Raw genomic sequence first — 9,989 nt, 5'->3', positions numbered from 1 at the left:
GTTTTGTGCAAAAACTGTACTCTGTTGCCAAAAGTACGGCCAGCTTGCTCACATTCCCAAGGTTAAGCGGGATTTAAGGCTGTTTCGGAAGGTGACTTCGTTAGTAAGGGAGAGGTGTTGGCCGTTCTGGACAGTACCGAATCTGAGGCTGACCTGGATAGCATCCGTCTTCGTTTATTATCTGCCCAGGCGTCTGCCAGACGTTTTGAGTCAGAGCTGGCATGGTTTGAGAGCAGCGGCGTGGATGAATCAAAAAAGACTGCAGTAAGGTTTTCTGATGATCCTGCGATGCAGTCTCTTGAGCAACAATTGTTTATCCGACGGATCAATGATTATCGGGGAACTGTTGCCTTGCATAAAACCTCTCTGCAGGCATTGCAGCAGCGTAAAGAGCAGTTAGCCGAGCAGTTACAAATACTTGAGCAGGAAGTGGTTGTTACCAAGGATCTGGATCGTTTGCGCACATCTCTTTATGAAAAAGAAAAAGAAACTTATCAACGAAACGGTCCAAGGAAAGTCGATTATTTACAGACGCGGCAGGCTTTACTGGCAGCAGAGAGGAACGTTGCGACGGTACGTGCCGAGTTAAAAGCTATTGAACAGCAACTGGCAGATAAAAAGATAGAGCACCAGGCATGGCGTAATAGTGTTCTCGCGACATTAGGGGAAGGGTTTTCCCAGTCGAGTCGTGAATATGCTGCAATTCTGGCTCAGCTGAAAAAATATGAGCAAGCGCAACAAACGACATCTTTACGAGCACCTCATGATGCGGTTGTGCTGCTTTCTGCAGATAAAGGGGCTGGCAGTGTCGTTAAATCCGGTGAGGTGTTGTTTGAGTTGGCGCCTGTGGAGGGTGAGCTTGAAGCGGAGATCATGATATCCCCCATGTCGATCGGCATGGTGCCGGAAGCCGCAAATGTACGACTCAAACTGGATACGCTGCCGTTTACCCGTTACGGTGATATTTCCGGCACATTACGCCTGATCAGTAATGGAACCGTCCGGGATGGTAATCAGGAGCAGCTGGGTTACCGGGGCAATGTCAGGCTTGAATTACAACAACTGCGTCATGTGCCGGAACATTTCCGGTTATTGCCGGGTATGACGCTGGAAGCGGATATTCTGATAGGGGATCGATCCCTGCTCAGTTTCCTGATTTATCCGATCGAGCGCGCGCTGGATAACAGTTTTCGGGAGCCCTGAATGAAGTGTTACCCTGTTATCCGAACGCTTTCCACCCTTATGACCGCTATGATCATCGCGGGATGCACGTTGCATGGGCGCGGACTGACACCGGAAGAAATACGTCAACGGTCAGAACAGGATCTTGCCGGTTTTCACATTGCCCCTCCCATTACAGAACCGTTGTCGTTGCCTCAGGCGATGGCGAGAGCGATTGAGTTTAACCTTGAGTTGGAGGTTGATCGGTATCGCCAACTGGTGTCTGAGACAGGTCTGGAGGAAGTGCAGTGGCAGCTGGCACCCTCTACGCTGGCGGAAGCCAATACAGTACTGAGAAGTTCACCACCGGATCAACGTAATTCCAGTAACTTTGAAGGACGCCGTCGTGATGTTGCCAGTGCCAATCTTAGCTGGTCTGTGTTGGATTTTGCCATCGGTTATATTCGAACCCAACAGGCGTTGAATGATGTATTTATTACCCGTGAGCAAACCCGCTCGACGCTCAATCGGCTGATGTCGGAGGTTCGTACAGTATGGTGGCGGACGGTACTGGCTGAGCAACGTGAGAAGGAAGGGCTGCAACTGGCTGCAGATATTTATGCAATGGATGATCAGCTGGCCGGAGAGCGTTACACGTCATTAATGGATCCGTTGGTGTTGCTTGGCTATCAGCGTGAGTTGCTGTCGTTGAGTGGGCGGTTACAGTCAATCAAACGGGAGCGGCAGGCAGCTATCATTGAGTTGTCTGCATTGATTAACAGTCGTACGACAGAGTTTCCTTTACCGGCTTCTAGCCACAGCAATCAAATGATACCCGCATTGCCAGAATTGTCAGAGCTGGAGGTGCTTGCACTGAGGCTGCGACCTGAATTGCAGGAAAGTGATTACAGAGTCAGGAATCTGGAATGGGATGTTTCTGGTGCAAAGTGGCGATGGCTACCCAATATTGATGTGTTTGCCAGTGCCCGCTACGACGACAGCGCTAATCTGGAAGACAGTCACTGGGAAGAGCAGGGGGTTGGGGTATCACTCGACCTGATGGGTATTTTCAAAATACCGGCAAGGATTCGCGCAGCCGAGGCTGAATTGGATGCTGAAGAAGCAAAGCGACTCGCGCTGGCCATGGCGGTGATCAAGCAGGTTCGTATGGCAGCAGCCGAGCAGCAGACACTAATACAAGACTATCAGCGTGCTCAGCACTATCAGTCACTGGTTTTTAAAGAGTGGAAGGTGCGTGATAGCAGGGAGCAATTTGATCCCGGGGATGAGATTGCGTTGCTGAAAGTCCGCTGTGATCTGCTACTGGCACAGTATGAGGTCGACCAGGCATGGTTAGCTTTATTAAAGGGGTATGAATCTACCTTGTTGGCGACAGGTGTTGATCAGGTTCCGCTGAAGCTTTTAGAGCAGCAAGGCAATGATTTGGCATCGTCGCTGGTTCGACACGATGCCATACCGTCGTTAGCGTCATATATGGAACCCTGAGTATTTAGAATCACAGGCAGTTGCGAAGGCTGAAATGTTCCGGTGATGTAGACAGTATGGTTTTCCAGGCATCATCGGTCTTGAGCAGTGAATAGATACGGTAGTCCAGTAGCCCATAGTCGTTTTTTACCCAGGATTGCAACAGTCCTTCGAGATGAAAACCGACCCGCTTGAGGAAGCTATGCATATAGGGATGTTCAGGGACTACCTGCGCCTCAACGCGGTGTAGTTGTAACTGGCTGAAACCATAAGCAATAACAGCCCGGCCAGTTTCGTAAAGAATATTTTCCCCCCAGAGTTCGGGTAATACCTCCACCATTAGTGCAGCAGAATTATTCTGGTGATTAATATGCTTGAACCCGATCCGGCCAGTAAATCGTTGACTGGTTTTCTCTTCAATCAGCCAGTAAAGCGCTGTGCCCGATAAAACATCCTCATTCATGGCTTGCAGGACATGATTGGCTTCATGTCGGTCACTCACAGGATGTGCAGGATGCGCGGTGACGACTTTTTCTTGTTTGAGCAAGGTGTAGAGGCTATCAGCATCATGCTGGTTGAAAGGGCGGAGGCGAAAGCGGGTTGTCTGAAGGACAGGTACCATTGCAGCATTTGCCTCTCAATGTGATGGTGGTTGAATCGTTCGGGTGTAGATGCTGACATCACAGTAGTGATTAGGGCGTAGCTTGTAGAAGTCCCGCAGGTGGGATGCTGGACTGAAACCGAGGATTTCCAACGCACCGGTCAGCCGCATCTGATCCGAACCATTGTCAATAACCTGGTAATGCACGCTGTGAAGTGACAGCAGCTCTTTTGATAGCTGAACGATGCTGGCAAGGGTTTCAACGAGTGTGTTGTCTGTCAGCGCCTGCCAGTTATCGACTCGAATGAATGCTCGTCGTGCAATGGGTTCTATTCCATAAATATGGATAATTGCCTGAAGTCGTTCATGCTGTGTCAGTCCGAGAATGAGCCCTTGCTGATTATCAGAAAGCTGTTCCGCCATCCGGACAAATTGGCAGGCTTCCTGAGTTGAATGAATGGCGGGTTGATGCTGTGTGGTATCAGTCTGGTAAATGCTGGCTATGGCCTCACTGTCTTCATAAGCCAGGGGTTTCAGTTCTGCAGTTGCCAGTGGAATAGCCGGTAGCTTCATGGAGCGGCCTTGTTTTTATTAGTATTTGCCCTGCTTAAAACCATAAAGTAGTCGCAGAATATTTACAATCTCCAGACGTGGTCGTTTAAACGATTAGGCTATCATTGAGGGATTTTTCAATAATAACGTTCACACAAGGCTATCAATTCATGCGTAGAGTAACAGTGGGTGTGGCGGGGGTTTTAACCCTGAGCGCAAGCTTGGGTGCTTATGCACTTGGGCCGATGCCAGATGAAAGTGGTTTTTCGGGGTTTGTTGGCTTCGGTTTGGGCAATACGACGCTGAAGAGCAACATCGTGGCAGGTACCGCCATGGGTGATATAGGCAATGACAGAATCCATGACCTGGGTTCTGCCAAATCCGAATCAAAAACCTCTGGTTTCTTCAATGGCGAGGTGCAGTACACCTGGGCAGATTCGAAAACCCAGGTCTTTGCCGGTAATTCCCTGGAGAACTGGTTACGTTATGACTTTTCCAGTGAGCTGGGTGTACGTCGCCAGTATGATGGTATTGGCGAACTGTCAGTAAGCTACCTGTTTTCCGGTGTGCCGACCAAGGTCTGGAAAGACCCGTACAAGACAGACGGCAAGCGTAAGGATACCGATCGTACCAGCCGCGGTGCCCGTGTTGGCTGGAGTAATATCATGGGGAGTAATTTCCAGGTGCGTCTTTCTACGCGCAAGGTGGAGGTTGATAATGAGCAGAGCGGTGAATCCGGCCTAGGTCTGACGCCAGCCCAGCAGCGTATGCTGTCCCGTGAAGGTGATATTCGCTCTGCCGAAGTGCTTTACCGTCATTCGCTGGGTAATGGGCATTTCTTCATTCCATCGGTTCAGTACACCCGTTATGACCTCGACGGCAAAGCCATGGCGGCTGACGAATATATCGTCCAGCTGAGTCATGCCTGGGGTAACAAGCAGTGGCAGACCGTGACCAACCTGGTGTATGGCCAGAACAAGCACGACAAGGCCAACCCCATTGCCGAGTTTGGTGGTAAAACGCAGGAAGATGATATCTACGGAGCGTCATTCTCGGTCTTTTACAGTGAACCCTTTGGCTGGAAGAACTGGCGTGCCATGGGCAGCCTGGCCGCATTCCGTGCCAGCTCCAATATTGATTTCTACGACACAAACATCACGTCTGTTTCAGCCGGTCTGCTTTACCATTTCTAATATCAGGGTAATTCAGATTCCTGCTTGATCTCTGTTCCCGTAAGCTGATACAAACGGCTCAGGTCGTTTGTATCAGAGTAGGGTGATCCTCAAAATGAGCAAAGTTGAACGTAACCGTTTTGGCGGCAAGGGTGGCTATTCCATCATCCGGGCAGAGCGGTTTGACAGTGACGGTAATCTCAAATCTATCGCGTATGAAGTGGTTGGTCCGGAAGGCGATTTCTTTGACAGCTTTTCCGATCTGGACAGGGCTATGCGACTGCTTAACTCTTTGGTGGGCGAGCCAGAGGAAGACGACGCTTCTTTCTATTGAAGGCTTGTGATCAGTTTCTGCCATGTATTTTGACTGAATGCGCCAGCGACATGTTTACTGAATAGCACCAGAATCTAAGACTGTAGCCAGTTAACAATACCAACAGAAAACGGGTTCAGTCTTATGATTCCACGCACGGTCTATGAGCCAGAGCATGAAATGTTTCGAGACAGCGTACGGCGCTTTCTTGAAAAAGAAGCAGTTCCTTTTCATGGGGGATGGGAAAAGGCCGGGCAGATTGATCGTGCGTTGTGGAAAAAAGCCGGAGAGCAGGGCTTTCTATGCCCGACAGTGCCGGAGACTTTTGGTGGCGTCGATGCTGATTTTCGTTATAACGCGATAGTGGATGAAGAAATTGCCCGTCTGGGTCTGACGGGTATTGGTTTCGGCCTGCACTCCGATATTGTTGCCCCTTACCTCATTCATCATGGTTCTGAATACCTCAAGAATAAGTATCTGCCAGGAATGGTGGGTGGTGAGATTGTTACCGCGATAGCCATGACAGAACCCGCTGCCGGGTCAGACCTGCAGGGCGTGAAAACAACCGCGATACCTGATGGTGATGACTACCTGATTAATGGATCAAAGACGTTTATTACCAACGGGCAGCTGGCAGATATGGTCATTGTCGTTTGTAAGACGGATCCGACAGAAGGGGCCAGTGGTACCAGTCTGTTTGTTGTAGAGGCAGGCATGGAGGGTTTCAGCAAAGGCAAGAACCTGGAAAAAATCGGGATGAAAGCGCAGGATACCTCGGAGTTGTTTTTTCAGGATGTCCGTGTTCCTAAAGAAAACCTGCTCGGTAAGGTCGGAATGGGATTTGCTTATTTGATGCAGGAGCTACCCCAGGAACGCCTTTCTGTTGGTATCAATGCAGTGGCTAATGCGGAAGCGGCGCTTGAATGGACAATGGAGTATGTCAGGGAACGTGAAGCATTCGGAAAGGCACTGGCGAAGTTTCAGAATACCCGTTTCAAACTGGCGGAGCTGGCCACAGAAGTGTCGGTTGCCAGAACGTTTCTGGATCGTTGCCTGCAGCTCCATGTTGAGGGCAACCTGGATGTGCCTACTGCCGCACAGGTCAAGCTCTGGTGTACCGACATGCAGTGTCGTGTGCTGGATGAATGCCTGCAATTGCACGGTGGTTACGGTTATATGTGGGAATATCCTATTGCCCGAGCGTGGGCTGATGCACGTGTACAGCGTATTTATGCGGGAACCAATGAAATTATGAAAGAAATTATTGCCCGCTCACTGGTGTAAGGGTATTGAAACTTTAGAAATGAGAAACGTTCCAACGGTCAAAAAAGGACAGGCCATTTTTGACCGTTGACTGAAAAAAGACCTGAAGATAGTCTTCCTCACTGCACTTCCGACTAACGCCAACAGAATGATAACAAGGGGCTGACAGTGGAAAGACCATGTACCCTGTACGCCAGGCAAGTGATGGCTTTTCACCTGCGCGCATCGCGGTTATATCGTGAGCATTTTAATTCTGTTTTTTCCTGTTCTGGTGGTTTTCCCCATCCCGTCTTATGTTGTTGTCGTGGTTTTCGAACCCCTAAGTGATCCGTATCCCAACTTTCAGCCCATGACAGGATAAAGGTATGCAAGCTTTCAGACGTGAGTATATTGCGTTTAATGAGCGATACGGGATGTGGGGAGAAGAGGAGTCTCTGGATACCCTGTTCCGTCGTACCGTTGCGATACATCCCGAGCGGATTGCGTTGGTCGACAGGGATAGGGAGTCAGACGGTAAGGTATCGGTGCGTTACAGCTACCGTCAGCTGGCGGACGCGGTGACGCGAGTCAGTGCAGCACTTTTTCAGGCCGGTGTACGGCAGCACCGGGTTGTTTTGATTCAGATGGCGAGTGTCGCTAATACCATTATTCTGAAGTTGGCCATAGCGCGACTGGGGGCCATTGCATGCACCATTCCTGATGGATTTTCCAGAACTGAATGGCGGCTGCTGTTAGCGGCTATTGGGCCAGATATTACTGCATTGGCTCATGATGAATTCTGTTCCGGAAATCAGCAAGGCAGATTTGTTCCGGATTTACCAGAGCATTGTGTGCAGTGTTCATTCTCTGCGGAAATATCTGAGCAGTCAGGTGTCGCAATACTCGCTACAGAGAACGATCCTCCAAAAGAGCAGTTAATCCAGTTGGGAGAATATCTGGGGAATATACACATTTCACCTGATGATTATTTGACCTTGCATCCCTTCGTGCTGATTTCAGGGGACAATAAAGATGCTCGATTAAAAATTATTCCTGGCAGTCATAATCATTGGCAGGGTGTTGCATCGTTTATTGCAGAACGTGCCAACATCCAGCATGGTGATGTGTTGGTGTGCCCTAACATTTGTCAGGAGCCGGTACTCACAGGGGTATTTCTTTTTAACTGGCTGTCCTCAGGCGCCCGACTGGTTTTAACGGGGGCGCAGAATGTAAAAAATTATGTTGAGTGTCTTGTTAGTGAACGCGCGACTTTCTCGATGGTAACTCCGGAAATCGGCTGCCAGTTTGGACGAGAGGAAGCGTTTTTGGATCAATGTGACCTTGGGGGCCTGCGTTCAATGGTTGTGATGGCCGCAGAGGGACAAGGATGTGTTTCGGATGTGCTGATGAAGAGCAGAGTGGTGGAGCCTATTGTGCTACGGGCAGTAAATGGCGCATTGTCTGTTATAGAGTAATTGGCGTCAGCTGGAGTATGTATAGAATGCAGATGTTTTTTGTTGATAGATGCTAGACATCGTTGCGTTTATTTTAATCAAATGCACTATCCGTGCGCTGTCGCTATAAAACTTCTCTGGCTATTAGGGGGTGTGTTGTTTTTTGCATAAATTTATTAATTTGTTGGCGGGTGATATAGGATAGTCTGGAATCGCTGCCATATTCCATATAATGACTGTACAGTCGGATGATGCAGAAAGTAATTCACATCTGGGGGTGACTGACAGTGACATTATGGTATTGCTATGCCCTACTAATCGCTTAATGCATGCTGCTGTTTTGTGATGTTTTATATCGGGGTCCCATATTTCAATCGTTCCATCGTCCATGCCAATAGCTATTAAGCGTTGGGGGAGCCCGAGAATTGCAGTCACTTTTTTTCTGTCTGGAGGCAGCTCATAAATCCATGAGCACTTTTTTTCTGCGGGCATTAAGGCGACTATGTCGGCAGGAATTTGTGCAGTTTCCATATCAGGTGAGTGAGAAGGTGTACGTGGTTGTGGATCTATCTCAGCCTCTGGTGCTTCTGAATCTGAATCTGAAACATGACGACTTGCCGTATCGCTATTGGAAGAGTGGGTTGAGGTGTCATCATAGGGTTCATTGTTAAAAGCAGAGATGAGGATGTCAAAGCCAGGTAACTCTGTCATATGATCTATTCGGATTGGGTTATCGGGGCCAAATGTCTCCAGACACGGACCATCCTCTCTGGGTAAGCTGGGATTCCAAATCTTATGGGTTCCATCGTCCGAGCAGGAAATGAGGTATTGAGAGTGTAATCTTGGAGTGAGCAACGAATTAACAAGACTTTCATGGCCCTCCAATATGTTGATAGGAGTGTTGCTGCCGTTTTTGCTCACATTCCATATAATAATTCGACCATCGTCTGTTGATGATGCGGCACGGTCACCGGGTAACAGCGTGAGATTGGTGAATATTCCCCCATAAGGCCTTTGTGCGTCTTCGCTCAACATTGTCATTGTTCGAATACACTTGTTAAGTGATGGACTGGATGATGAGCACATATCCCATAACTTCAGACTGGCATCGTAACTGCTGGATACAAAAGTTTGATTATGCTCTATAGCGCACAGCGTACTTACACAGTCACTGTGGCCGCTATGACCGGTATCCGTAGATAGTGTTAGTAAACAGGTTCCTTCTTGATCTTTGCTGATATCCCAGAATTTGATGCTGTCATCATCTGCACCGGAAAGAACCCCTCCAAGAAAAGGAATTGCACAGTTTACGTCCCGTGAATGTCCCCTCAATGTTGTTCTGTAAAGAATGGATTGCTCTGGGAATTGTGTGTTTAGCCAGTGCAAAATAGCGTAAAAATAAGTAGAAGATAATTTTGCCAGCAAAATACAATGGTGGCTGAAGTTGTATTGTTTAAGTAATGGCTCATAAAAAGATTTGAATGTTGTTCTTTTATTCTCGGTGGGAAACTGTGGATCGTTTTGTATTGTTCTTGGTTTTAGGTCTTTATGTAATGTTTTTTCATACTCCAAGATTGCATCACAACATGATTTCATTGCGAGTGGGTGTTGCTTGGGGACTATGGTATATATCTTTCTCGAAGAAAGAAAACTGAAAATTTTAACGAGAGCTCTTTCTGGTAATTCGGGAAGGTTGATATTGGTGGTTGCAGCAAAAAAACTCTCTACTCTTGGTTTTTTGCCAGGAGGGGATTCATCATATTCTCTGATATCCTTTCTCTTTGATAGTGATTTTGAGCTGCTGGGTATTTGATCCATTAGAGGATAATCTCGCTGTCAATGTATAAGGCTAGATATACTATGGAGTGGAAGTCGTGACATCACTAACAGGAAGGCTTTCCTTTTAAACAAAAAACATTTTTTGATAGTGTAATCATCCCCTAAACTAGGGGCATTTCGAATTAGAGTTCTCCGACTTACACTGAGTCAAACGGAGAACGAGATGAAAA

Annotated in this window: 8 protein-coding genes and 1 pseudogene; 6 read left to right on the top strand and 3 right to left on the bottom strand. The window is 48.1% G+C overall.

The features are described from left to right. Positions 1-93: 93 nt before the first annotated feature. Both ABD892_RS13285 and ABD892_RS13280 read left to right on the top strand, forming a co-directional pair. Positions 94-1,203, top strand: a pseudogene (locus ABD892_RS13285) (beta-barrel domain-containing protein); the annotation flags it as partial. Then, entirely contained in the window at positions 1,204-2,667 is a 1,464-nt protein-coding gene (locus tag ABD892_RS13280) for a TolC family protein (RefSeq protein ID WP_345196252.1), read from the top strand. Between the two features lie 10 nt (positions 2,668-2,677). On the opposite strand, the gene ABD892_RS13275 is transcribed toward ABD892_RS13280, so the two are convergent. Both ABD892_RS13275 and ABD892_RS13270 read right to left on the bottom strand, forming a co-directional pair. Then, positions 2,678-3,268 carry a GNAT family N-acetyltransferase gene (locus ABD892_RS13275; protein WP_345196251.1) on the bottom strand — a complete coding sequence of 197 codons (591 nt, stop codon included), beginning with the start codon at positions 3,266-3,268 and terminating at the stop codon, positions 2,678-2,680. A 15-nt stretch (positions 3,269-3,283) separates the two neighbouring features. Next, positions 3,284-3,820: a hypothetical protein gene (locus tag ABD892_RS13270; RefSeq protein WP_345196250.1), complete on the bottom strand. Its 537-nt coding sequence runs from the start codon at positions 3,818-3,820 to the stop codon at positions 3,284-3,286. A 149-nt stretch (positions 3,821-3,969) separates the two neighbouring features. Here ABD892_RS13270 and ABD892_RS13265 point away from each other — a divergent pair, with 149 nt between their 5' ends. From ABD892_RS13265 to ABD892_RS13250, 4 genes are all read left to right on the top strand, one after another. After that, positions 3,970-4,992 (top strand): DUF2860 family protein, encoded by a 1,023-nt coding sequence (locus tag ABD892_RS13265; RefSeq protein WP_345196249.1) that lies wholly within the window; start codon positions 3,970-3,972, stop codon positions 4,990-4,992. A 94-nt stretch (positions 4,993-5,086) separates the two neighbouring features. Next, on the top strand, positions 5,087-5,305 hold the full coding sequence (locus tag ABD892_RS13260; RefSeq protein ID WP_345196248.1) for a hypothetical protein: 219 nt from the start codon (positions 5,087-5,089) through the stop codon (positions 5,303-5,305). Between the two features lie 123 nt (positions 5,306-5,428). Continuing rightward, positions 5,429-6,568, top strand: coding sequence for an acyl-CoA dehydrogenase family protein (locus tag ABD892_RS13255; protein WP_345196247.1), 1,140 nt, complete (start codon positions 5,429-5,431; stop codon positions 6,566-6,568). Positions 6,569-6,960: 392 nt separating this feature from the next. Continuing rightward, on the top strand, positions 6,961-8,001 hold the full coding sequence (locus ABD892_RS13250) for an AMP-binding protein (protein WP_345196246.1): 1,041 nt from the start codon (positions 6,961-6,963) through the stop codon (positions 7,999-8,001). A 123-nt stretch (positions 8,002-8,124) separates the two neighbouring features. Here ABD892_RS13250 and ABD892_RS13245 read toward each other — a convergent pair whose 3' ends face one another. Next, entirely contained in the window at positions 8,125-9,798 is a 1,674-nt protein-coding gene (locus ABD892_RS13245) for a WD40 repeat domain-containing protein (protein ID WP_345196245.1), read from the bottom strand. Between the last annotated feature and the right edge of the window lie 191 nt (positions 9,799-9,989).

Source organism: Kistimonas scapharcae (genome assembly GCF_039540975.1).
In the GTDB taxonomy this organism is placed as follows: Bacteria; Pseudomonadota; Gammaproteobacteria; order Pseudomonadales; family Endozoicomonadaceae; genus Kistimonas; species Kistimonas scapharcae.
The sequence above is the reverse complement of the archived record's forward strand: the minus strand, read 5'-3'. Positions and strand labels throughout refer to the sequence as shown.